We start from the raw sequence: 23,577 nt of genomic DNA, 5'->3' as shown, positions 1-23,577 counted from the left end.
CTTGATCAACTTAAAGCGCCCAGTTGCCCAGGTCGGCATCCAGCCCTTCGCCACCCGGCACGCCATCGGCGCCCAGCGAATAGACATCAACCCGGCCGTGCTCGCCGGGCATGCGGTACTGGTACGGGGTGCCCCATGGGTCTTCCGGCAGGCGGCGGATATAGCCGTCACTGCGCCAACTGCGCGGCAGCGGCTCCTGGGTCGGCTTCTTCGCCAGCGCCGCCAGGCCCTGTTCGGTGCTGGGGAAGCGCAGGTTGTCCAGGCGGTACATGTCCAGCGCCTGTTCCAGGGTCGCGAGGTCGGCCATGACTTTCTGCTTCATGGCCTTGTCCTGGTTGCCCAGCACGCTGGGCGCGACCACGGCGATCAGCAGCCCGATGATGAAGATCACCACCATGATTTCCATCAGCGTGAAGCCCCGCTGGCGGTTACGTCGTTGCTGCATCGAAGTTCTCCTTGTCACAGTTGCAATCCCTGGTTGAGCTGCATGATCGGCAGCAGCACCGCCAGCACGATGAACAGCACCACGGCGCCCATCACCAGGATCATCAGCGGTTCAAACAGCGCCATGGCGGTGTCCACCTGGCGGGCGAAGCCGCGCTCCTGGTCGTCGGCCACCCGTTCGAGCATGTCGGCCAGGGTGCCGCTGGCCTCGCCGCTGCCAACCATGTTCACCAGCAGCGGCGGAAATTCCCCGGCGTTGTCCAGCGCCCGGTGCAGGCTGGTGCCGCCCTGCACCTGCTGGCGCACCTGCTCCATGGCTGCGCGGATGCGCCGGTTGCCAACCGTCTCGGTGGCCACCTGCAAGGCTTCGAGCAGGGCCACGCCGCTGCCGCAGAGGATCGCCAGGCTGCGCGCCAGGCGTGCGCTCTCCAGCACTTGCAGCAGCGCACCGCTACGCGGCAGGCGCAGCAGCAGGTCGTCGCGGCGCAGGCACCAGTGCGGCTTGCGTAGCAGCCAGCCGCCCAACAGCGTGGCCAGGATCGCCAGTGCCAGCAGATAGGGGCCGGCCTGCACCAGCCCCTGGCTCAAGCCGATCAGTAGCGACGTGATCAAAGGCAGGCTCTGCCCGGAGTGGGCGAACTGCTCGGTGAGCTTGGGCACCACGAAGGTCATCAGGCCGACCACCACGGCCAGCGACACGCCCATCAGCACCGCCGGGTAGATCAGCGCGGTGCGTGCCTTGTGGCGCTGGCGCTGGACCTGTTCGAGATGGTCGGCCAGACGGCTCAGCACCTGGCCAAGGCGCCCGGAGCGCTCGCCGGACTCGACCAGCGCGCAATACAAACCAGTGAACGGCGCGCCCTGTCGCGCCAGGCTACGCGCCAGCCCCTGGCCCTCGGCGAGGGAACCGCGCAAGGCCACCAGCACCGCGTGCAAGGCCGGCTGGCGCAGTTGCCGCTCCAGTGTGGCCAGGGCATCGACCAGGGGGATGCCAGCGCCAACCAAGGTCGCCAATTGGCGGGTCAGCTCGCACAGTTGGGCGCGGGTCAGGCGCTGACGACGTGGCTGGGCGCTGTCGTGGCGTTGCAAGTGCCGGGTGAACAGCCCCTGCTCGCGCAGCAATTGGCGCGCATGGCGCTCGCTGTCGGCCTGCACGCTGGCCTTGTGCGCCTTGCCGGCAAGATCCACGGCCTGGTAGCGATAGGTCGGCATGCTCAGCCCTGCACCACGCGCAGCACTTCGGCCAGGCTGGTCTCGCCACGGGCCAGGCAATCGCGGGCCTCAGCCACCAGGCTCTGCCGGCGGCCATCCAGGTAGGCCTGCATGGCCAGTTCGCTCTCACCGTCGTAGAGCAAGGCAACCAGCCCGGCGTCCAGCTCGATGAATTCGTACAGCCCCAGCCGACCGACATAGCCGCTGCCCTGGCAGTGCTCGCAGCCAACCGGGTGAAAGCTTTCGCGCAGGCTGCCCAACTCTGGCCACAGTTCACGCTCGGCGCCTTGCAGCGGCTGCGCCACCGCGCAGGTGCACAGGCGCCGCACCAGGCGCTGGGCCAGCACGCCACGCAGGCACGAGGCAATCAGGAACGGCTCGATGCCCATGTCGCGCAGGCGGGTCACCGCGCCCACGGCGCTGTTGGTGTGCAGGGTCGACAGCACCAGGTGTCCGGTGAGACTGGCCTGCACGGCGATCTGCGCGGTCTCCTGGTCGCGGATCTCGCCCAGCATGATCACGTCCGGGTCCTGGCGCAGGATGGCGCGCAAGCCACTGGCGAAAGTCAGCCCGGCACGCGGGTTGATGGCGGTCTGGCCGATGCCGGCGATGGCGTACTCGACCGGGTCCTCGACGGTGAGGATATTGCGGCTGCCGTCATTCAGGCTGTTGAGGCTGGCGTACAGCGTGGTGGTCTTGCCCGAACCGGTGGGGCCGGTGGACAGCACGATGCCATTGGGCCGCGCCAGGCAACCGCGCAAGCCACGCAGCACTGCGGCAGGCATGCCCAGGTTGTCCAGCGCCAGCAGGCTGGCCTGCTTGTCGAGCACGCGCATCACCACCCGCTCGCCATGGATGCCGGGCAAGGTCGAGACACGCACATCCACCTCGCGCCCGGCGGCGCGCAGGGTAATGCGGCCATCCTGGGGCTGGCGCTTCTCGGCGATATCGAGCCGCGCCATGACCTTGATCCGCGACACCAGCATCGCCGACAACGCCCGTGGCGGACGCAGCACCTCGCGCAGGTGGCCGTCGATGCGCAGGCGCACCACCAGGCTCTGCTCGAAGGTCTCGATATGGATGTCAGAGGCGCGCAGGCGCAGGGCCTGGCCGAACAGGCCGTTGATCAGGCGGATCACCGGGGCTTCGTCATCGCTCTCCAGCAGGTCCTCGATGCGCGGCATCTCGCTCATCAGGCTGTCCAGGTCGACCTGCTCGCCGATGCCTTCGATCAGGGCCTGGTTCGCCGCCTCGCCGGCCTGGTAAAGCTGGCCGAGGCGCTCGTCGAAGCTCGCGCTGTCGAGCTGCTCGACGCCCACCGGCTGGCCATGCACACGCAGCAATTCCTGCAACTGGTCACTGTCGGCGTCGCCGCGCAGCCACAACTGCCAGCCGTTTTCAGCCGGTGCCATAGCCACCCCGCTCTGCCGCGCCAGGCGATAGGACAGCATCACCAGTCACCGCCTTCAAGGCGTGCCCGGCTGGAGGGGAACACCTGCAGCAACGGCAGGCCTTCAGCCAGGGCAGGCAGCTTGAGCGGAGTGTTCTGCTGCAGGCTCTGGTACTTCTGCTGGCTGATCCCGGCCAGGCTCTCGCCGTCACGCAGGATGCGCGGGCGGATGAACACCATCAGGTTCTGCTTGGTATTCTTGCTGGCGTCGGAGCGGAACAGCCGGCCCAGGTAGGGAATATCACCGAGCAGCGGCACGCGCTGGTTACTGGTGGCCATTTCGTCGCTGATCAGCCCGCCGAGGATCACCAGGCCGTTGTCCTCGACCATGACCTTGGTCTTGATCTCGCGCTTGTTGGTAATCACGTCGCTGGCGGCGCTGGAGTCGGCGATCGACGACACCTCCTGGACGATGTCCAGGCGCACGCTGTCGTCGATGCTGATCTGCGGCTTGATGCGCAGCTTCACCCCGACTTCCTTGCGCTCGATGGTCTGGTAGGGATTGGCGTTGTTCTGGGTAACGGAGCCGGTGACGAACGGCACCTCCTGGCCCACCAGGATCGACGCCTCGGCGTTGTCCAGGGTCAGCAGGGTCGGCGTCGACAGCAGGTTGAAACCGCTCTTGCCCTTGAGTGCGTTGACCAGCATGGCGAAGTTGAAGCCACCACCGATATGGCCGATACCGGCGGTGGCGCCGGTGGTGGCCGACAGCAGCTTGCCGAGTTTCTCGTTGTCGCCGCTGCTGGCGGCCCCGGCGATGCTGGCGATGTTTACCCCGTTGCCGCCGAAGTTGACGATACCAGCACCGAACTTCTCGTCAGCGAACAGCCACTGCACGCCCAGTTCCTGGGCGCTGCTGTCGGAAACCTCGGCGATGATCGCCTCGACCACCACCTGCGCCCGGCGAATGTCCAGTTGCTCGACGATGCTGCGGTAGGCGGCCAGCTCGCTGTCGGGGCCAACCATCACCACGGCGTTGGTGCCTTCCTCGTACTCCAGGCGAATGCCCGAGTCGCTGGCCGCCGGCACGGGCGCATCCTTGCCCTCGCCTTCCGCCGCCGGCACCGTGCCAGCCTGGCTCAGGCCGCGCAGCACCTTGACCACCTCGGCGGCATTGGCGTGGCGCAGATAAATGACCTGCGTGTTGCTGCTGCGCAGGCTGTCGCTGGGCCGGTCGAGTTGCACCAGCAGCGCCCGCACCCGCTCCCGGCTGTCGGCGCTGCCACGCACCAGCAACGCATTGCTGCGCGGGTCGGCGACCACCTGGGCGCTGTCGACGCCCTGTTCGCGGGCCAGCAGGCGGGTCACCAGGCCAGCAGTGTCGGCAGCGCTGGCGTGCTTGAGCGGCATCACCTGCAACGGCTCGTCGCTGACCTGGTCGAGCTGGCGCAGCAGGCTGTCGATGCGCTCCAGGTTACTGCGCCAGTCGGTGACCACCAGCAGGTTGGCCGCCGGATACGGGGTGATCACCCCGACCCGTGGGTCGATCAGCGGCTTGAGAATGCCGAGCATCTGCTCGCTGGCGGCGTTGCGCACATTGAACACGCGGGTGGCCACGCCGTCGCTGCCTTCGGCCTTCTTGCCCGCGGTTTCCACCGGCACCGGCTCCAGGCGCGCGGCCTGGTCGGGCACGATCTTCACGCTGCCGTTGGGCAGGTCCACCGCAGCGAAGCCCTGGGCGCGCAGCTGGGCGAGGAAGATGTCGTAGATGGCGTCGGCGTCGTGGCGATCGACCGTGCGCACGGTGACCTTGCCCTGCACCCGGGGGTCGACGATAAAGGTGGTGCCGGTGATGCGCGACACGCTGTCGATGAACTCACCCAGCTCGGTGTCGACGAAGTTCACCTCGTACAGCGGCGTGCCGTCGTCAGCGAAGACTTCGGCCTCTTCGGCCCGGGCCAGGGACATGCCGAGCATCAACAGCCCGGCCAGACAGTACCTTGCGATCATCATTCATCCTTGGCGCTTGAAGCCGGTCACGGCGGGGCGTGGTGGCCAGGGCAGGCGCTCGCGCCGCCCGTTGTTGTCGAAGATCAGGCCATCGGCGTCGATGTCCTGCAGCACGATGCCCGGCGCCAGGCGCTGGCCACGGCCGAGGGTGCGCACCTGCTGGCCATGGCGCAGTACCACCACGCTGGCCGACAGCGGCTGGGCCTTGAGCCCGCCCAGATAGGCCAGGGGCAGCCGGGTCAGTGGAATGCGGCCGTCGTCCACCGGCGTTTGCCAATGCTCGACCAGCAAGCCTGGTAACGGTGCCAGCGTAGGCACTGACGCATTGGCCGGTTGCGGTTGGCGGCTGAGCAGCAGCACGCACTGCGCCGCCAGCCAGCCGGCCAGGGTCAGCAGGGCGAAGCTGAAAATCCGCGAAGTCACGCGGCCACCTGGTGCGGGTGCCAGCCGGGGTGGCCCTGCACATAGCGCACGGCCGGCAGTTGCAAGGGGGCCAGGGCCCAGCCCGGCGCCTGGCGGGTCAGCCAGGCTTCGAGGGTCTGCCACAAGGGTGCGCCGGCCTGGGCATCGAAGTGCAGGCCAAAGGTGCGGCACAGGCCCTCGACGGGTTGCAGGCCGATGATGCGCTTGCCGTTGGGGCTGTAGCTGACCTGCCAGTCCTGGCTTTGCCAGCGCGGCAGGTCCTGGCTGTTGTCCAGCAGCAACGGGTCGCCGAACAGTTGCTCGGCGGCGTTTTCCAGCACCTGCTCGACCTGGCGCGCCGGGGCCTCGACCACCGGGGCGGGATAGCCGCCAGTCAGGCTGATCAGATGCTCGCGGGTGATCGCTTCACCGGCTTGCAGAGGGTAGTCGTAACGCAGACCGGGCAGCAGCACCGGCATGCTCGAGTCGTCGGCCAGGGCCTGGTGCAGCAGGCGGTCCCAGCTGCCGCCACGGGTATCGCGGCGCCACAATGTTTCAGGCGCACGCGCCAGCGGCTGGTCGAGCCAGGCGGCATGGCCGCTGCGCTGGCGTTGCAACTCGCCGCGCAACTGGTTGGCGCGGGCCTGGGCCTGGGGGGCGAGGCTGTGCTCGAAGGCCGGGAAGAACCGCGCCTCGAACTGCCATTGGCCGCCTGCCTGGCGGCAGCGCAGGCGAAACGCGCCACTGCCCCGGCAACCGGCGAACAGCACCGGTACTCGGCGGCCGCTGCTCTGGGTGGCCTGTACCGGCGCCGGCCACAGGTCCTGGCCACGGGCGCACAGCAGTACATCCACCTCGGGTATGCGCTCGGCCAACCACAAGCCGGGGCCAGTGCCGACATCTGCCAGCGCCACCACCAGGTCGGCCTCGCGCCGGGCTTGCTGGAAGCTCGGTTGCAAGGCTTGGTACCACTGTTTGAGGGAGGCTTTCTGATCCTGCGCATAAGGGTCGGTGACGCCGACCACGGCAATGCGCACACCACCACGCTGGAACACCTGCAGCCCCTTGACGCCCAGGGCCTTGGCCTGGGCATCAGCCAGACCGGCACCGAGGGTAATAGAGGAGGACTGGCGATAGAGCCCGGCACTGCGCTGCGGCCACAGCACACGCTCATCGCTGCTGACCCGCACCTCGCTGCCCAGCAGTTGGCTGCCCTGCACACCACTTTCGCCTTGGGTGAGGTAGGCCAGGCCGCTGCCGTTCCAGCACTGGCCGTTCTCCAGGGTCAGGCACTGTTCGCTGCCAGCCTCGCGCCGCAGCTGTTCGAGCAGCGCGGCCAATACTGCATAGCCTCCAGTCTGGGCCTGGCCGGCAAGGCCAGCATCGAGCAACGGCGCCAGCTCAGGCTGCCCGGCACTCGCATTCGGCCCGCTCATCCACGGGGCTCGCCCCAGGTGGCTGACCGGGCCAAGGCGCGTGGCCGGCACCACGGCCTGGCCCGGCTGGCGGGCATCGAGGGTATCGGCGACATACAGCAGGTCCAGCGCGCGGTCGCCAGCGCCACGAGGCATGGGCAGGGCCGAGCAGGCGCCGAGCAACGGTGCCAGGGCACCGACACCCATCCAGCTGATCACTTCGCGCCTGCTCGCCATCGACTCCGCCATCCCTGTTCACATAGGGCTCCGGATATTGCGGCGCTTGCGTGACAGTTTGATGGCAGAAAACCGACGTTAATTCCAAAACAGCGCAGGTTAACGCTTTAGTAATAGCGGTGAGTTTTAAAGGCTCTTTAACAAATCTGACAATCAATCATCATACTTGCCCTCTACAGTCGCGGTTTCCTTCAACTCAGCCAAAAAAAGGACACCCTGATGAGTCGAGATACCGGCGATAACCTGGACCGCAACCAGAGCGGCAACCTGCCGATGGCCAGTGTCATGGACACCTACCTGAGCCGTCGCTCCGTGGTGCGCGGCAGCCTCGGCGCGGCCATCGCCATGATCGCCGGTGCCGGCCTGACCGGTTGCTTCGACAGCGGCGGCGGCTCGGATCACGACGATCCAGCACCGCAGCCGGAAAAGCCCAAACTCAAGCTGGGCTTCAACTCCATCGCCGGCTCGCGCACCGACGCCTGCGTGGTCGCCGCCGGCTACAGCGCCTACGTGCTGGCCCCTTGGGGCACGCCGCTGAACGCCACCGCCAACCCATGGAAGGCCGACGGCAGCAACACCTCCACCGACCAGGCCAACGCCATGGGCATGCACCATGACGGCATGCACTTCTTCCCCATAAACGGCAGCTCCAGCGATGGCCTGCTGGCGATCAACTTCGAATACATCGACACCGCCGCCCTGCATCCGGCCGGCCCCACCACCGTCGCCGGCAAGCGCCCGGTCGAAGAAGTGCGCAAGGAGATCAACGCCCACGGCGCCGGCGTGGTGCGCATCAGCAAGGTCGCCGGGCGCTGGCAGGTGGTCGACAACGACCCGCTCAACCGCCGCTTCACCACCGTCTCGCTGATGGATATCGCCGGCCCGATGCGCGGCACCGACCACGTCAAGACCAAGTTCTCGCCCACCGGCACCCAGTGCCGCGGCACCAACAACAACTGCGGCAACGGCTACACCCCGTGGGGCACCTACCTGACCTGCGAGGAGAACTGGCCCGGCATCTTCGTCAACAAGGGTGTGCGCCCGGCCGACCAGGTGCGTATCGGCGTCTCGTCGAGCAGCGGCCAGTACAAGTGGGAAACCGCGGCTGGTGATGCCAGCGAAGTGGCCGGCGAATTCGCCCGCTTCAACATCACCCCCAGCGGCGCCAGCGCCACCGACGACTTCCGCAACGAAGCCAGCACCTATGGCTACATCGTCGAGATCGACCCGTACACCAACAACACCCTGGCGGTGAAGCGCACCGCCCTGGGCCGCTTCCGCCATGAAGGCTGCTGCCCAGGCCTGCCGGTGGCCGGTAAGCCGCTGGTCTGGTACACCGGCGACGACTCCAACAACGAGTACCTGTACAAGTTCGTCTCCGACGCCCTGTGGGACCCGGCCGACGCCAATCCGGCCGACCGCCTGGCCACCGGCGCCAAGTACATGGACAAGGGCAAGCTGTATGTCGCCCGCTTCGATGCCAACGGCACCGGCGCGTGGCTGCTGCTCGACGTGGCCACCCCGACCACCGCCGGCAGCACCCTGGGCGCGCAGTTCGGCGACCTGCCGGGCATCATCCTCAACACCCGTGGCGCTGCCGACGCCGTGGGCGCCACGCCCATGGACCGCCCTGAGTGGACCGCCGTCAACCCGCTCAACGGCGACGTCTACCTGACCCTCACAAACAACAGCGCGCGCACCGCGGCCAAGGTCGACGCGGCCAACCCACGCGGGCCGAACCGCCACGGCCACATCATCCGCTGGCACGACAGCGACGATCACAAGACCTTCACCTGGGACATCTTCGTGTTCGGCGCCAACGCCGCCGGTGCGCCGGACATCAACCGCTCGGGCCTGACCGAACTGAACCAGTTCGCCAGCCCCGACGGCATGAGCTTCGATAGCCGCGGCGTACTGTGGTTCGAGACCGACAACGGCGAGGCCACCCTGACCAGCTACACCAACGACCAGGTGCTGGCAGTGATCCCCACCGACCTGGTGGACGCCAACGGCAAGCAGGTCCCGGTCAACGCCACCAACCAGGTGGACCTGCGCCGCTTCTTCGTCGGGCCGAATGGCTGCGAGGTGACGGGGATCGCCTTCACCCCGGACAACAAGACCATGTTCGTCAACATCCAGCACCCGGACAACTGGCCGAGCACCGACAAGGCCACCGACGTCACGCCGGCCGGCACCCCGGTGCGGCCACGGGCTTCGACGGTGGTGATCCAGCGTAACGATGGCGGGGAGATCGGCACGGCCTGATCGATCAGCTTTCACCTCAATCGCGGGACAAGTCGCATCGGTGCGCCGATGCGGCTTGTCCCGCGATTTTGTTCTACCAGGCCACCGCCTCCCTGCCCCTGACCCGCACCTGCTGCGCCGGCACCCGCGCATGCCATTGCACCACGCCCAGCGCCTCGATCTGGAACTGGCTGCGCAGCGTGCGCCCCTCTTCCTCGAACGACAGCTGCAGGACGAAATGGCCGCTGTTGAGCAGCAACCCTTCGCTTAGCCGGGCGAAGGTCTCGTCATCCACCGCCCCCAGCGCCTGGCGCAAGGCCGCGGCATCGACATACCCGGCCGCCGGGCGGCCACTGATCACGCGGCTGAGCATCGAACGGGAGAACCGTCCTTCGTACATCGCCTCCAGCAACGGCAGGTGCTCCAACCCCAGGGCATTGGCATTGAGCCGCCAGCCGCTGGTCGACGGCAGCGCGCAAAGCATTCGATAGCGGCCTTGCCGACCACTGTCCGGCTCCAGCAGCAGGTTGAGTTCACTGGTGTCGAGCATGGGCTGGTTGGCCGCCAGTCGCGGTGGTTGCTGGCGCAGGTACTGGGCGCTCTCGGCGCCTTGCAGGCGGGCATCGCTGTCTGCATCCAGCCAGTCGGCCAGGGCATCGACCAGCCGTTCGGCGGCCATGTCATCACCCAACAGCTGGCGCAACTGGCGCTCGGCCCGTGGGCCATCCTCCCCCAGCAGGGCGTTGACGTTGAAGCAGCTGTGCTGGTCGATCACCCGCAACTGCGCCTTGCCGGCGCCAAAGTCATAGGCCAGCGGCTGCCCACGCAGGGCCTGCCAGAACAGCGGGCTGGCGCGCCATGCCGGATCGCGCAGGGCCTGGGAGGCATAGGCCAGTCCCGCCTGCTCCATGGCCCGCACCTGCACCCGCTGGTGCAGCAGGCGCACCGCGTCCACCTGGCGCCGGCCATCCTCCACCAGCCAGGCCAGCCCCGCCGCCAGCATCGCCAGCACCACCAGCACCATCAACAGTGCTGCGCCCCGTTGTCGCCTGCGCCCCATCCCTGTCTTCCCGTGGCTGCTGAAAAGCGCCAGTCAACACGCCGGTTGTTGCAGGCAGATGGCAGTCATGTGCCCGTCATCTGCGCAGGGCAGGATTGGCCTTCCTTTTTCTTTGACCTGACAGGAGTGGTCTTACATGGGTGGCATCGGAATCTGGCAATTGGTGATCGTGCTGTTGATCGTCTTCCTGCTGTTCGGCACCAAGCGTCTCAAGGGGCTGGGCGGTGATGTGGGCGAGGCGATCCAGGGCTTTCGCAAATCCATGGGCGGCACTGCCGACAACACTGTCGAGCAACAGCCGCAGGTGCTGAACAATCAGCCGGTGCAGCAGACGCAAACGGATCGTCAGGCCTGATGTTCGAGATCGGCTTCACCGAACTGCTGTTGGTGGGCATCGTCGCCCTGCTGGTGCTCGGCCCCGAGCGCCTGCCGGTGGCGGCGCGGACCCTGGGCCGTGGGCTGGGCCAGGCCCGTCGGGCACTGAATGCGTTGAAGGCGCAGATGGAACGGGAGATCGACATGCCCGCCCTGGATGCCGCGCCGTTGCAGCGCCTGGAGCAGGAGCTGCGCCAAGGCATCCAGCTTGACGCGACGCCGGCCAATGACCCGACACCAGTCGCCCACGCCAAGGAGAGCGCTTGATGTCCCTCGCTCTCGACCAGGCGGCGCGCATGCCGCTGACCGATCATCTGCGCGACCTGCGCAAGCGCCTGGTGCGCTGCCTGCTGGTGATCGCGCTGGTGTTCTGCGGGCTGTTCCCCTTTGCCCAGACGCTGTACACGCACATTTCCGAACCGCTGCGCCGTTACCTCCCTGAAGGCGCCAGCATGATCGCCACCAGCGTCACCTCGCCGTTTCTTGCGCCGTTCAAGCTGACGACGATGTGCGCGCTGTTCGTCGCCATGCCGCTGCTGCTGCACCAGGCCTGGGGCTTCATCGCCCCGGGGCTGTACCGCCGCGAACGGCGTATCGCCCTGCCCCTGCTGGTGTCGAGCATCGTGCTGTTCTATGGCGGCATGGCGTTCGCGTTCTTCCTGGTGTTCCCGATGATGTTCGGTTTCTTCGCCAGCGTGACCCCGGACGGGGTGGCGATGATGACCGACATCGGCCTGTACCTGGACTTCATCCTGGCGCTGTTTTTGGCGTTTGGCCTGGCCTTCGAGATCCCGGTGGCGACCTTCATCGTGGTCTGGGCGGGGCTGACCGACGTGGCCACGCTGCGGCGCAGCCGGCCTTATGTGATCGTCGGCTGCTTCGTGGTGGGGATGATCCTGACGCCGCCGGATGTGTTTTCCCAGACCATGCTGGCGGTGCCGATGTGGGTACTGTTCGAGGTGGGGTTGCTGGCGTGTGGGTTGGTGCGGCGGACGGAGTGAACCTCTAGTAAGGGCCCTTTGATTTCAAGTTCGGAAACGCCTGACAGAGAATTGTGGGAGGTCAAGAGCGTTCGCCGAAAGGGGTGTTGCGCCTATGAGATCGAGCGCCGCGCGGGCGGCGCTCGATCTCATAGGCGCCACAGCTCTATCGGCATACATCCCCTCTGCAAACACATCTCTATCGGGGTAAATCCTTCCTGCAAACACATCCCAATCGCCATCCCCCTTGCCCCCCACCCTCCCCATTACCACCAAACTCATCAGACCAGTGGTATTGACCTGGTATTAAAGTGGTATTAATTTTCCACCAAACAACAATACCGGACACCGCCCATGCGTCCTCTAACCGCCCTGCGCCCCGACGACACCAGCGCCACCCCGCTCTACCTGCAACTGGCGCGCAACCTGGAGCAGGCCATCCACGCCGGCCAGTGGACTGCCGACCAGGCGCTGCCCTCGGAGCGCACCCTCAGCGAAACCCTGGACATCTCCCGGGTCACCGCGCGCAAGGCCCTGGAAGTCCTGCTCGAACAAGGCCTGATCCAGCGCATCCAGGGCTCCGGCACCTTCATCACGCCACGCCTCGAACAACCCCTGTCACGCCTGTCGAGCTTCAGCGAAATGCTGCGCATGAAAGGCTTCGTGCCCAGTTCGCAGTGGCTGGAGCGCAGCATCGGCACGCCGAGCAGCGACGAACTGATCCGTCTCGGCCTGTCGCCCACTGACCAGGTGGCCCACCTCAAGCGCCTGCGCAAGGCCGACGACATCGTCATGGCGGTGGAGGTCAGCACCCTGCCCGCCCGCCTGCTTGGTGACCCACAGGCCATCGGTGATTCGCTGTACCAGCACCTCGACCAACTCGGCCGCCCGGTGGTCCGCGCCCTGCAACATATCCGCGCGATCAACGCCAGCGACGAACTGGCCGCCCAGGTGGGCATCGCCCCCGGCACCGCCATGCTGCTGATGACCCGGATCGGCTACCTCGACGACAACACCGCCATCGAGCTGACCGACACCTACTGCCGCAACGACTACTACGACTTCGTCGCCGAACTGCGACGCTGACCGGAGCCTCCATGGACATCGCCAACATCCTCACCCCCGACGGCTGGGTGCGCGGACAACTGCACCTCGAAAACGGCCGCATACAGGCCATCGAGGGCACGCCGTGCGACCCGCTGGCCAACGACCTGCCCTACCTGTTGCCCGGTTTCATCGACCTGCACGTGCATGGCGGCGGCGGCAGCGACATCATGCAGGGCGGTGAGGCCTTCGCCACCATCGCCCGCACCCATCGGCGCTTCGGCACCACTTCGTTGCTGGCCACCACCATGACCGCGCCACGCGAGGAACTGGCCCGCGTACTGGCCGAACTGGGCGCGCACCTCAAACAGCCGCGCCAGGGCGCGCGCATTCTCGGCGTGCATCTGGAAGGCCCGTATATCAACCCCGGCAAGCTCGGCGCACAGCCGAACTTCGCCCACCAGGCGCTGCTCGACGAGGTCGAGGAGTACCTGGCCCTGGCACCGATCAAGGTCATCACCATCGCCCCGGAAATCGCCGGGCACCTGCCGCTGATCCAGGCCTTGAGCCAGCGCGGCATCCGCCTGCAGATCGGCCACACCTTGGGTAGCTACGAGGAAGGCGTGGCGGCCCTGGAGGCCGGCGCCAGCAGCTTCACCCATCTGTACAACGCCATGAGCCCGCTGCACCACCGCGAGCCGGGCATCGTTGGCGCGGCCCTGGCCCACGCCCGCTACGCCGAACTGATCCCGGACCTGCTGCACGTGCACCCCGGGGCGATCAAGGTGGCCTTGCGCGCGATCCCGTGCCTGTACTGCGTCACCGACTCCACCGCCGCCGCCGGCATGCCCGACGGCGAATACCGCCTGGGCAGCCACACCGTGACCAAGTGCCTGGGCGGCGTGCGCCTGCCTGACGGCACCCTGGCCGGCAGCACCCTGACCATGGACCAGGCCCTGCGCAACCTGGTGAAGATCGGCCTGCCCCTGGCCGAGGCCTCCGCGCGCCTGTCCCGCTACCCCGCCGATTACCTCGGCATCGCCGACCGTGGCCGCCTGCAACCGGGCGCCTGGGCCGACGCGGTGCTGCTCGATCGCCAACTGAACCTGACCGCCGTGATGGTCGAAGGAGAAACCGCATGAGTTCAAGGATGCTCGAAGAAGCCCGCAGCTGCGCCGATGTCGTCGAACGACAGAACCAGGCGCTGGACCCGCGCCTGGAAACCCTGAGCGAACAGCTGCGTCGGCTCGACCCGCAGGTGGCGCTGACCGTGGCCCGGGGCAGTTCGGACCACGCCGCCAGTTACTTCGCCTATGTCGCCATGCAGCAACTCGGTCTGCCGGTGGCCTCGCTGCCGATGTCGGTGGTGACCTTGCAGCAGGCGCCGCTGCGGGTACGCGGCCAGGTGGCGCTGGGCTTCTCGCAGTCGGGCCAGAGCCCGGACCTGGTCGACAGCCTGCGTCGCCTGAATCAGTGCGGTGCGACCACCGTATCGCTGGTCAATGCCGAGGGCTCGCCGCTGGAACAGGCCTGCCAGCACCACCTGCCGCTGGGCGCCGGCCCCGAGCTGTCAGTGGCGGCGACCAAGAGCTTCGTCGCCACCCTGAGCGCCAGCGCCCGCCTGGTCGCCCATTGGGGCCAGGATCGCGCCCTGCTGGCAGCCGGCCTTGCCCTGCCCGCGCAATTGCGCGAGGCCGCCGCCCAGGACTGGAGCCCGGCCCTCGACACCTTGCGCGATGCCGAACGGCTGATGGTGATCGGCCGTGGCGCCGGCTTTGCCATCGCCCAGGAAGCGGCGCTCAAGCTCAAGGAAACCTCGGTGATCCAGGCCGAGGCCTTCAGCAGCGCCGAAGTGCGCCACGGCCCCATGGCGCTGATCGACGCCCAGTACCCGCTGCTGGTGTTCGCCCCGCGCGGCGTCGAGCAGGCCGGCCTGCTGCAACTGGCCGCCGACATGCGCCAGCGCGGCGCCCATGTGCTGCTGGCGGCGCCCGCCGATATCACCGGGCGCGACCTCACCCTGAGCTGCGCCGAACACCCGGCCCTGGACCCGCTGTTGGCGATCCAGAGCTTCTACGTCATGGCCGCGGCCCTGGCCGAGGCCCGTGGCCTCGACCCCGACCAGCCGCGCCACCTGAGCAAAGTGACCTGCACGCAGTGAAGCCGCGAGGAACAGCGCATGCCCGACAATAACAAGATCATCCTCCATGCCCCGCTCGCCGGGCCGCTGGTGCCGCTGGAGCAGGTGCCGGACCCGGTGTTCAGCAGCGCCACCCTCGGTGACGGCGTCGCCATCGACCCACTCAACGATGTGCTGCACGCACCGTGTGCCGGCGAGGTGGTGCAACTGGCCCGCACCGGCCACGCGCTGACCCTGCGCGCAGCCAACGGTGCGGAAATCCTCCTGCATATCGGTGTCGACACCGTGCAACTGCAGGGCCGTGGCTTCTCGCCATTGGTGGCGCTGGGCGATCAGGTCAGCCAAGGCCAGCCGCTGGTGCGCTTCGACATGGACCTGGTGGCGCAGCACTGTGTCAGCCTGGTCACCGTGATGCTGATCAGCAATGGTCCAGGCTTTGGCCTGAGGCGACTGGAAGCAGGCAATGCGCAGCTCGGCGCGGCGCTGCTGGAGGTCGAGGCCACGGGCCGCGAAGCGAATGCCCGGCCGGTCAGCCATGAAAGCGCGCGCGGTCACGCCCGGGTCGCTCATCACGGCGGCCTGCACGCCCGCCCCGCCGCCTTGCTGCGCCAGACTGCGCAAGGTTTCCAGAGCCATGCCGTGCTGCGCTTCGCCGAGCGCGAGGCCGACCTCGACAGCCTGGTGGCGGTCATGGGCCTGGGCGTTGGCGAAGGCGCCGAAGTCGAACTGATCTGCACCGGGCCGGACAGCCAGGCCGCGCTGCAGACGTTGATCGCCGCCGTGCAGACAGCCTCGGTCGGTGAGCGCCATGCCACGCACGCGCCGACCGGCACCGCCATGCCCAAGCCCGCTGTCGGGCCCGGCATGCTAACCGGTGTCTGCGCCGCCCCCGGCCTGGCTCAAGGGCCGCTGGCCCGGCTGGACGGGGTCAGCCTGCCGCCCGACAACGGCGACAACGACCCCGCCGCACAGCACCAGGCGTTGAACACAGCCTTGGCCGAAGTGCGCCACGCCATCGACCGCGACTGGCGCCACCTGCCGCGCGGCCAGGAGGACGCGGCCGCGATCCTCGAGGCCCACCTGGCCTTGCTCGACGATCCAGCCCTGCTCGGCGACGCCCGCCAGCATATCGCCAACGGCGTCGCCGCCAGCCATGCCTGGAGCCGTGCCATCGATACCCAGTGCCAGATCCTGCGCAGCCTGGGCAACCCGTTGCTGGCCGAGCGCGCCAACGACCTGTACGACCTGCAACAGCGCGTTCTGCGGGCCTTGCTTGGTGAAACCCGGCAACTGCGCCTGCCGCCCTCGGCCATTGTCGTCGCCCATGAACTGACGCCCTCCGACCTGCTGCTACTGGCCCGCCACGAGGTCGCCGGGCTGTGCATGGCCGCCGGCGGCGCCACCTCGCACGTCGCCATCCTTGCCCGCGCCCGCGGCCTGCCGTGCCTGGTGGCCGTGGGCGAAGCGCTGCTGGAGCTGCCCGCTGGCACGCCGCTGGTGCTGGACGCTGACCAAGGCCGCCTGGAAACCGAGGCTGATGCGCAGCGCCTGGCCGAGGTGCATCAGCATGTGCAGCAGCGCCGCGAAACCCGCCAACGCCAGCAGGCCGCCGCCCAGCAGAGCGCTCGCACCCGCGATGGCCAAGTGATCGAGGTTGCCGCCAATGTCGCCAGTGCCGAGGAGGCCGCCGAGGCCTTGGCCCAAGGTGCTGACGGCATTGGCCTGCTGCGCAGCGAGTTCCTGTTCATCGACCGCCCCACCGCGCCGGACGAGACCGAGCAGCGCAGCGCCTACCAGGCCGTGCTCGATGCCATGGCCGAACGCCCGGTGATCATCCGTACCATCGATGTAGGCGGCGACAAGCAGCTCGACTACCTGCCCCTGCCGGCCGAGGCCAACCCGGTGCTGGGCCTGCGCGGCATCCGCCTGGGCCAGGTGCGCCCGGAACTGCTCGACCAGCAGTTGCGCGCGTTGCTGCAAGTCAGCCCGCAACAGCGTTGCCGGATCATGTTGCCGATGGTGACCGAAGTCGACGAGCTGATCGCCATCCGCCAGCGCCTGGACCGGCTGGCCGGCGAGCTGGGCATCGGGCAACGCGCCGAGCTGGGGGTGATGATCGAGGTGCCCGCCGCGGCGCTGCTCGCCGAGCGCCTGGCCGAACATGCCGATTTCTTCTCCATCGGCACCAACGACCTGTCCCAATACACCCTGGCCATGGACCGCGACCACGCCGGGCTGGCTGCGCGGGTGGATGCCTTGCACCCCGCCTTGCTGCGCCTGATCGAGCTGACCTGCCAGGGCGCGGCGAAGCACGGGCGCTGGGTCGGCGTGTGCGGTGCGCTGGCCTCCGACCCGCTGGCCACGCCGGTGCTGATAGGGCTGGGGGTGGCCGAGCTGTCGGTCAGCGCGCCGCAGATCGGCGAGATCAAGGCGCAGGTGCGCCAGCTCGATGCCGCCGCCTGCCGCCGCTTCAGCCAAGGCCTGCTGGGCTTGTCCAGCGCCGCCGCGGTGCGCCAGGCCTGCCGCGACTTCACCGCCCAGCCCCTCGCCCAACCGGCCGCCGCCGCGGCCCTACAACAATAATCGGAGCGCACCATGTACCAGCACTTCATCCAGGGCCTGCAACGGCTCGGCCGCGCCTTGATGCTACCCATCGCCATCCTGCCCATCGCCGGCCTGCTGCTGCGCCTGGGCGACACCGACCTGCTCGACATCGCCCTGGTGCATGATGCAGGGCAAGCGATCTTCGCCAACCTGGCGCTGATCTTCGCCGTCGGCATCGCCGTGGGCTTCGCCCGCGACAACAACGGCACCGCCGGCCTGGCCGGGGCCATCGGCTATCTGGTGCTGGTGGCGACGCTGAAGGTGATCGACCCGAAGATCGACATGGGTATGCTCGCCGGGATCATCTGTGGTCTGCTCGGCGGTGGCCTGTACAACCGCTTCAAGGACATCCAGTTGCCGGACTACCTGGCGTTCTTCGGCGGCCGGCGCTTCGTGCCGATTGCCACCGGGGTGTCGGCGGTGTTCCTCGGGCTGCTGTTCGGCCTGGTCTGGCCGCCGATCCAGGACGGCATCAACAGCCTCGGCCAACTGATGCTGGAGAGCGGCAGTATCGGCGCGTTCTTCTTCGGCGTGCTCAACCGCCTGCTGATCATCACCGGCCTGCACCACATCCTCAACAACCTGGTGTGGTTCGTCTTCGGCAGCTTCCAGGCGGCCAGCGGCCAGGTGGTCACCGGCGACCTGGCGCGCTTCTTCGCCGGCGACCCGAACGCCGGGCAGTTCATGGCCGGCATGTTCCCGGTGATGATCTTCGGCCTGCCCGCCGCGTGCCTGGCCATGTATCGCCACGCCCTGCCGGCCCGGCGCAAGCTGATCGGTGGCGTGCTGCTGTCGATGGCGCTGACCTCGGCGCTGACCGGGGTGACCGAGCCGATCGAGTTCGCCTTCATGTTCCTCGCGCCGCTGCTGTACCTGATCCACGCGCTGCTCACCGGAGTGTCCATGGCGGTCTGCGACCTGCTCGGCATCCGCCTGGGCTTCACCTTCTCCGGCGGCGCCATCGACATGGCCCTGGGCTGGGGGCGCTCCAGCAACGGTTGGCTGGTGTTCCCTGTAGGCCTGCTGTATGCGGTGGTCTACTACTTCGTGTTCGACTTCTGTATCCGCCGCTTCGACCTCAAGACACCAGGGCGCGAGGAGCAGCCCGGCAACGAAGCGGCGGCCGGGGCGGAGGTGCCCAGGGCCCGGCGCTATATCGACGCACTGGGCGGCGCGGCCAACCTGCAAGGGGTGGACGCCTGCACCACGCGCCTGCGCCTGGTACTGGCCGATCGCGGCCTGGCCCAGGACCAGGCCTTGAAAGCCCTCGGCGCCATGGCGGTGGTACGGCCTGGCAGCGGCGGCAGCCTCCAAGTGGTGGTGGGGCCGATGGCCGATGCGCTGGCCGATGAGATCCGTGGTGAGCTACCCCATGCGCGGGTGACGGCACCGGTGGCCGAGAAGGCCGCCGTGGTCACCGAGACGGTCGTCGTGGATGAATGGCTGCAGGCCCTGGGCGGGCGCGACAATCTGCTGGAAGCGCAGTGCGTGGCCTCGAGCCGGGTGCGGGTGCAAGTCAGGGATGAGAGCAAGGTAGAACAGGATCACCTGGCCGCCTTGGGATGCCTGGGAGTGAGTCCGCAGGCGGGCGGCGTGTGGCATCTGCTGGTGGGTGGCAAGGCGCCTGCGCTGGGCGCCGCCTTGCAAGGCTGAAAAGCATCGCGGGGCAAGTCGCATCAGCGCACCGCCGCTCCCACGAATTTGCTTCGTGAGTGCGGCGGTGCGCTGATGCGACTTGCCCCGCGATGTAATTCGATGCTGCCTTAGAAATCGGCCAGCGGCCAGACCTCATAGGCCGGTGTTTCATACGGGTGGCTCTGCTTGAGCGCAGCGACCACCTGGGCGATCAGCGCATCAGCCACCACCAGCTCCACCTTCCATTCCTCGACCACCTCGACCTGACCGGTCTGCCCGAGGTACGGCTGGCTGCCGTGCAACGGGCGGAACTGGCCCTGGCCGAGGGTCTGCCAGGCGCAGTGGTCATAGTCGCCAATGCGCCCGCCTCCAGCGGCGAACACGGCGGCCTTGACCACTTCGACATGGCTGTCGGGGACAAAGAAGGCGAGCTTGTACACGCCTTAGTTCACCCAGACCCGCGCGTTGCGGAACATGCGCATCAGGGCTGCGTCTTCCTGCCACTCATCCGGGCGCCAGGAGTTCTGCACGGCGCGGAACATACGCTCCGGGTGCGGCATCATGATGGTCACGCGGCCGTCGCGGCTGGTCAGGCCGGTGATCCCGCGCGGCGAGCCGTTCGGGTTGGCCGGGTAGGCTTCGGTGACCTTGCCGTGGTTGTCGACGTAGCGCAGGGCCACGCAACCGGACAGGTCGGCTTCCAGCAGTGCCTCTTCGCTGGCGAATTCGGCATGGCCTTCGCCGTGGGCGATGGCGATCGGCATGCGCGAACCGGCCATGCCCTGCAGGAAGATCGAGTTGGACTTCTGCACCTCGACCATGGCCACACGGGCTTCGAACTGCTCCGAGCGGTTGCGCACGAAGTGCGGCCAGTACTCGGTGCCCGGGATCAGCTCGTGCAGGTTGGACATCATCTGGCAACCGTTGCACACGCCCAGGGCGAAGCTGTCGGCACGCTCGAAGAAGGCCTGGAAGGCATCGCGGGCACGGGCGTTGAACAGTGCAGACTTGGCCCAGCCCTCACCGGCACCGAGCACGTCGCCGTAGGAGAAGCCGCCGCAGGCCACCAGGCCCTTGAAGGCTTCGAAATCGACACGACCAGACAGGATGTCGCTCATGTGCACGTCGACGGCGGCAAAGCCGGCGCGGTCGAAGGCCGCGGCCATCTCGACCTGGCCGTTGACGCCCTGCTCGCGCAGGATCGCCACTTGCGGGCGCACGCCTTTCTTGATGTACGGCGCGGCGATGTCTTCGTTGACGTCGTAGCCGAGCTTGACCGACAGGCCTGGGTTGTCTTCCTCGAGCAGCGCGTCGAACTCCTGGTCGGCGCAGTCGGCGTTGTCACGCAGGCGCTGGACCTGGTAGCTGGTCTCGGCCCACTGGCGCTGCAGCAGGCGACGGTCGCCCTTGAACAGCTCTTCGCCTTCGAACTTGATCAGCACTTCACCGTTGTTGATCGGCTGGCCGATCACCGCGACGCAATCCTCGCCCAGGCCTGCGGCGCTGAACTGCGCCAGCACATCCGGCGTGGCGTCCTGACGGACCTGGATCACCGCGCCCAGCTCTTCGTTGAAGAGGATGGCCGCGACTTTCTCGCGTTTGCTGGTCAGGTTGCCCAGTTCCAGCTCCAGGCCACAGTGGCCGGCGAAGGCCATTTCCAGCACGGTGGTCAGCAGGCCACCGTCGGAACGGTCGTGGTAGGCCAGCAGGTGGCCGTCTTCGTTCAGGCCCTGGATAACGGCGAAGAACGCCTTGAGGTCTTCGGCGTCGTCGACGTCCGGCGCCTGGGCGGCCAGCTTGCCGTGGGTCTGCGCCAGGATCGAGGCGCCCATGCGGTTCTTGCCACGGCCCAGGTCGATCAGGATCAGGTCGGTCTCGCCCTTGTCCATGCGCAGTTGCGGGGTCAGGGTCTTGCGGATGTCGGTGACCGGGGCGAAGCCGGTGATGATCAGCGACATCGGCGAGGTGACGCTCTTCTGCTCGCCGGCTTCGCTCCACTGGGTCTTCATCGACATCGAGTCTTTACCCACCGGGATGGTGATGCCCAGCTCCGGGCACAGCTCCATGCCGACGGCCTTGACGGTGTCGTACAGGCGGGCGTCTTCGCCCGGGTGGCCGGCGGCGGACATCCAGTTGGCCGACAGCTTGATGTCGGACAGCTTCTCGATGCGCGAGGCGGCCAGGTTGGTCAGGGTCTCACCGATCGCCATGCGCCCGGACGCCGGGGCGTCGAGCAGGGCCAGCGGGGTACGTTCACCCATGGCCATGGCTTCGCCGGTGTAGACGTCGAAGCTGGTGGCGGTAACGGCGCAGTCGGCCACCGGAACCTGCCACGGGCCGACCATCTGGTCGCGGGCCACGAGGCCGGTGATGGTGCGGTCGCCGATGGTGATCAGGAAGCTCTTGCTGGCCACGGCCGGGTGACGCAGCACGCGCTCGACCGAGTCGGTGAGGTCCAGCGTGCTCGGGTCGAACTCATCGCCCAGCTCCGCTTCGCGAGTGACCGAACGGTGCATGCGCGGCGGCTTGCCCAGCAGCACGTCCAGCGGCATGTCCACCGGGGTGTTGTCGAAGTGGCTGTCGGTGACGGTCAGGTGCGGCTCTTCGGTGGCCTCGCCGACCACCGCGAACGGGCAACGCTCGCGCTCGCAGATGGCCTGGAAGCGCTCGAAGTCCTCGGCGCTGACCGCCAGCACGTAGCGCTCCTGCGACTCGTTGCTCCAGATCTCGTGCGGGGCCATGCCCGGCTCGTCGTTGGGCACGTTGCGCAGTTCGAAGCGGCCACCACGGCCACCGTCGTTGACCAGCTCGGGGAAGGCGTTGGAAATGCCGCCAGCGCCGACGTCGTGGATGAAGGCGATGGGGTTCTTGTCACCCAGCTGCCAGCAGCGGTCGATGACTTCCTGGCAACGGCGTTCCATTTCCGGGTTCTCGCGCTGCACCGAGGCGAAGTCCAGGTCGGCGGAGCTGGCGCCGGTGGCAACCGACGAAGCGGCGCCGCCGCCCAGGCCGATCAGCATGGCCGGGCCGCCAAGCACGATCAGCTTGGCGCCGACGGTGATCTCGCCCTTCTGCACGTGGTCTTCACGGATGTTGCCCATGCCGCCGGCCAGCATGATCGGCTTGTGGTAGCCACGGACTTCCTCGCCGTGCGGGGTGTTGATGCCCTGCTCGAAGGTACGGAAGTAGCCGGTCAGGGCCGGGCGACCGAATTCGTTGTTGAACGCGGCGCCGCCCAGCGGGCCTTCGATCATGATGTCGAGGGCGTCGACGATGCGCTCGGGCTTGCCGTACGGCTTTTCCCAAGGCTGCTCGAAACCGGGGATGCGCAGGTTGGAAACGGTGAAACCGGTCAGGCCGGCCTTGGGCTTGGCACCACGGCCGGTGGCGCCTTCGTCGCGGATTTCGCCGCCGGAGCCGGTGGAGGCGCCGGAGAACGGGGCGATGGCGGTCGGGTGGTTGTGCGTCTCGACCTTCATCAGGATGTGTACCGGCTCCTGCACCGCGCCGTACTGGCGGGTCTCAGGGTTCGGGAAGAAGCGCCCGGCCACCGAACCGACGATCACCGAGGCGTTGTCCTTGTAGGCCGACAGCACGCCTTCGCTGTGCATCTGGTAGGTGTTCTTGATCATGCCGAACAGGCTCTTCTCTTGCGCCTGGCCGTCGATGTCCCAGCTGGCGTTGAAGATCTTGTGGCGGCAGTGCTCGGAGTTGGCCTGGGCGAACATCATCAGTTCGATGTCGTTCGGGTTGCGCGCAAGGTTCTGGAAGGCGGCGACCAGGTAGTCGATCTCGTCTTCGGCCAGGGCCAGGCCCAGGTCGATGTTGGCCTGGGCCAGGGCGGCGCGGCCACCGGCCAGGATGTCGACCGAGGTCATCGGCTTGGGCTGGGCGTGGCTGAACAGGTCGGCGGCGTCTTCCAGCTTGCCCAGCACGCGCTGGGTCATGCGGTCGTGCAGCTCGGCGGCGATGGCCTGGGCGTCGGCGTCATTGATGTTGCCGGCGACGTAGTAGGCGATGCCGCGCTCCAGGCGCTGGATCGACTGCAGGCCGCAGTTGTGGGCGATGTCGCTGGCCTTGGATGCCCAGGGCGAGATGGTGCCCAGGCGCGGCACGACCAGGAACAGGCGGCCGCTCGGCTCCTGTACCGGCACGCTCGGGCCGTACTTGAGCAGACGGCCCAGCACCTGCTGCTGGTCGGCGGTCAGCTCGCCGTCGACGTCGGCGAAGTGGGCGAATTCGGCATACAAACCAGTAACAGCGGGGACTTTCTGGCTCAGTTGCTCGAGTAATTTACCGTGGCGAAAGGCAGAAAGGGCAGGAGCGCCGCGCAGGATCAACATCGTCGGGACAGCCTCAGGAAGGGGTGTGCTTAGAGGCCGTGC

General features: G+C 67.7%; 18 protein-coding genes. 9 read left to right on the top strand and 9 right to left on the bottom strand.

The features are described 5' to 3' along the window. Positions 1-10 precede the first annotated feature (10 nt). The 6 genes from gspG to ACODS9_RS14515 are packed head-to-tail and all read right to left on the bottom strand — an operon-like array spanning position 11 to position 7,122. Positions 11-445, bottom strand: coding sequence for a type II secretion system major pseudopilin GspG (gene gspG / locus ACODS9_RS14540; RefSeq protein WP_217868549.1), 435 nt, complete (start codon positions 443-445; stop codon positions 11-13). Between the two features lie 14 nt (positions 446-459). After that, positions 460-1,656 carry a type II secretion system inner membrane protein GspF gene (gene gspF, locus ACODS9_RS14535; protein ID WP_489094120.1) on the bottom strand — a complete coding sequence of 399 codons (1,197 nt, stop codon included), beginning with the start codon at positions 1,654-1,656 and terminating at the stop codon, positions 460-462. Between the two features lie 2 nt (positions 1,657-1,658). After that, positions 1,659-3,107 carry a GspE/PulE family protein gene (locus ACODS9_RS14530; RefSeq protein ID WP_489094136.1) on the bottom strand — a complete coding sequence of 483 codons (1,449 nt, stop codon included), beginning with the start codon at positions 3,105-3,107 and terminating at the stop codon, positions 1,659-1,661. Next, entirely contained in the window at positions 3,107-5,056 is a 1,950-nt protein-coding gene (gene gspD / locus ACODS9_RS14525; RefSeq protein ID WP_489094119.1) for a type II secretion system secretin GspD, read from the bottom strand. Before gspD ends, ACODS9_RS14530 begins: the two co-directional genes overlap by 1 nt. 3 nt (positions 5,057-5,059) lie before the next feature. After that, positions 5,060-5,479, bottom strand: a complete 420-nt coding sequence (locus ACODS9_RS14520; protein ID WP_401106928.1) for a pilus assembly protein PilZ — start codon at positions 5,477-5,479, stop codon at positions 5,060-5,062. Beyond that, on the bottom strand, positions 5,476-7,122 hold the full coding sequence (locus ACODS9_RS14515; RefSeq protein WP_489094118.1) for a bifunctional UDP-sugar hydrolase/5'-nucleotidase: 1,647 nt from the start codon (positions 7,120-7,122) through the stop codon (positions 5,476-5,478). The genes ACODS9_RS14520 and ACODS9_RS14515 overlap by 4 nt, the downstream gene beginning before the upstream one ends. Positions 7,123-7,329: 207 nt before the next feature. Between ACODS9_RS14515 and ACODS9_RS14510 the strand changes: the two genes are divergently transcribed. Continuing rightward, positions 7,330-9,375 carry a PhoX family protein gene (locus ACODS9_RS14510; protein WP_367858043.1) on the top strand — a complete coding sequence of 682 codons (2,046 nt, stop codon included), beginning with the start codon at positions 7,330-7,332 and terminating at the stop codon, positions 9,373-9,375. A gap of 73 nt (positions 9,376-9,448) precedes the next feature. On the opposite strand, the gene gspK is transcribed toward ACODS9_RS14510, so the two are convergent. Further along, complete coding sequence (gene gspK, locus ACODS9_RS14505; RefSeq protein WP_401106924.1) at positions 9,449-10,414, bottom strand: type II secretion system minor pseudopilin GspK; 966 nt, start codon at positions 10,412-10,414, stop codon at positions 9,449-9,451. Between the two features lie 136 nt (positions 10,415-10,550). Here gspK and tatA point away from each other — a divergent pair, with 136 nt between their 5' ends. The 8 genes from tatA to nagE all read left to right on the top strand — a co-directional run bounded on the left by tatA (position 10,551) and on the right by nagE (position 19,210). Continuing rightward, a complete protein-coding gene (gene tatA / locus ACODS9_RS14500) occupies positions 10,551-10,769 on the top strand; it encodes a twin-arginine translocase TatA/TatE family subunit (RefSeq protein WP_046854345.1) in 219 nt (72 codons plus the stop codon). Beyond that, on the top strand, positions 10,769-11,056 hold the full coding sequence (tatB, locus tag ACODS9_RS14495; protein ID WP_401106922.1) for a Sec-independent protein translocase protein TatB: 288 nt from the start codon (positions 10,769-10,771) through the stop codon (positions 11,054-11,056). Before tatA ends, tatB begins: the two co-directional genes overlap by 1 nt. Further along, positions 11,056-11,790, top strand: coding sequence for a twin-arginine translocase subunit TatC (gene tatC / locus ACODS9_RS14490; RefSeq protein ID WP_489094117.1), 735 nt, complete (start codon positions 11,056-11,058; stop codon positions 11,788-11,790). The genes tatB and tatC overlap by 1 nt, the downstream gene beginning before the upstream one ends. Positions 11,791-12,123: 333 nt before the next feature. Continuing rightward, the gene (locus ACODS9_RS14485) at positions 12,124-12,855 is read left to right on the top strand and encodes a GntR family transcriptional regulator (protein ID WP_038706720.1); all 732 of its coding nucleotides are present in this window, start codon (positions 12,124-12,126) and stop codon (positions 12,853-12,855) included. Between the two features lie 11 nt (positions 12,856-12,866). Continuing rightward, positions 12,867-13,955 (top strand): N-acetylglucosamine-6-phosphate deacetylase, encoded by a 1,089-nt coding sequence (gene nagA, locus ACODS9_RS14480; protein WP_401106919.1) that lies wholly within the window; start codon positions 12,867-12,869, stop codon positions 13,953-13,955. After that, on the top strand, positions 13,952-14,974 hold the full coding sequence (locus ACODS9_RS14475) for an SIS domain-containing protein (RefSeq protein ID WP_401106917.1): 1,023 nt from the start codon (positions 13,952-13,954) through the stop codon (positions 14,972-14,974). Before nagA ends, ACODS9_RS14475 begins: the two co-directional genes overlap by 4 nt. 18 nt (positions 14,975-14,992) lie before the next feature. Continuing rightward, positions 14,993-17,536 (top strand): phosphoenolpyruvate--protein phosphotransferase, encoded by a 2,544-nt coding sequence (ptsP, locus tag ACODS9_RS14470; RefSeq protein WP_489094116.1) that lies wholly within the window; start codon positions 14,993-14,995, stop codon positions 17,534-17,536. A 12-nt stretch (positions 17,537-17,548) separates the two neighbouring features. Further along, the gene (nagE, locus tag ACODS9_RS14465; protein WP_489094115.1) at positions 17,549-19,210 is read left to right on the top strand and encodes an N-acetylglucosamine-specific PTS transporter subunit IIBC; all 1,662 of its coding nucleotides are present in this window, start codon (positions 17,549-17,551) and stop codon (positions 19,208-19,210) included. A 110-nt stretch (positions 19,211-19,320) separates the two neighbouring features. On the opposite strand, the gene ACODS9_RS14460 is transcribed toward nagE, so the two are convergent. Both ACODS9_RS14460 and purL read right to left on the bottom strand, forming a co-directional pair. Then, positions 19,321-19,632, bottom strand: a complete 312-nt coding sequence (locus tag ACODS9_RS14460) for a YqfO family protein (RefSeq protein WP_023632229.1) — start codon at positions 19,630-19,632, stop codon at positions 19,321-19,323. Positions 19,633-19,635: 3 nt separating this feature from the next. Beyond that, complete coding sequence (gene purL / locus ACODS9_RS14455) at positions 19,636-23,535, bottom strand: phosphoribosylformylglycinamidine synthase (protein ID WP_489094114.1); 3,900 nt, start codon at positions 23,533-23,535, stop codon at positions 19,636-19,638. Positions 23,536-23,577: the final 42 nt, after the last annotated feature.

The sequence above is a fragment of the Pseudomonas sp. FG36 genome (assembly GCF_057809275.1).
The sequence above is the reverse complement of the archived record's forward strand: the minus strand, read 5'-3'. Positions and strand labels throughout refer to the sequence as shown.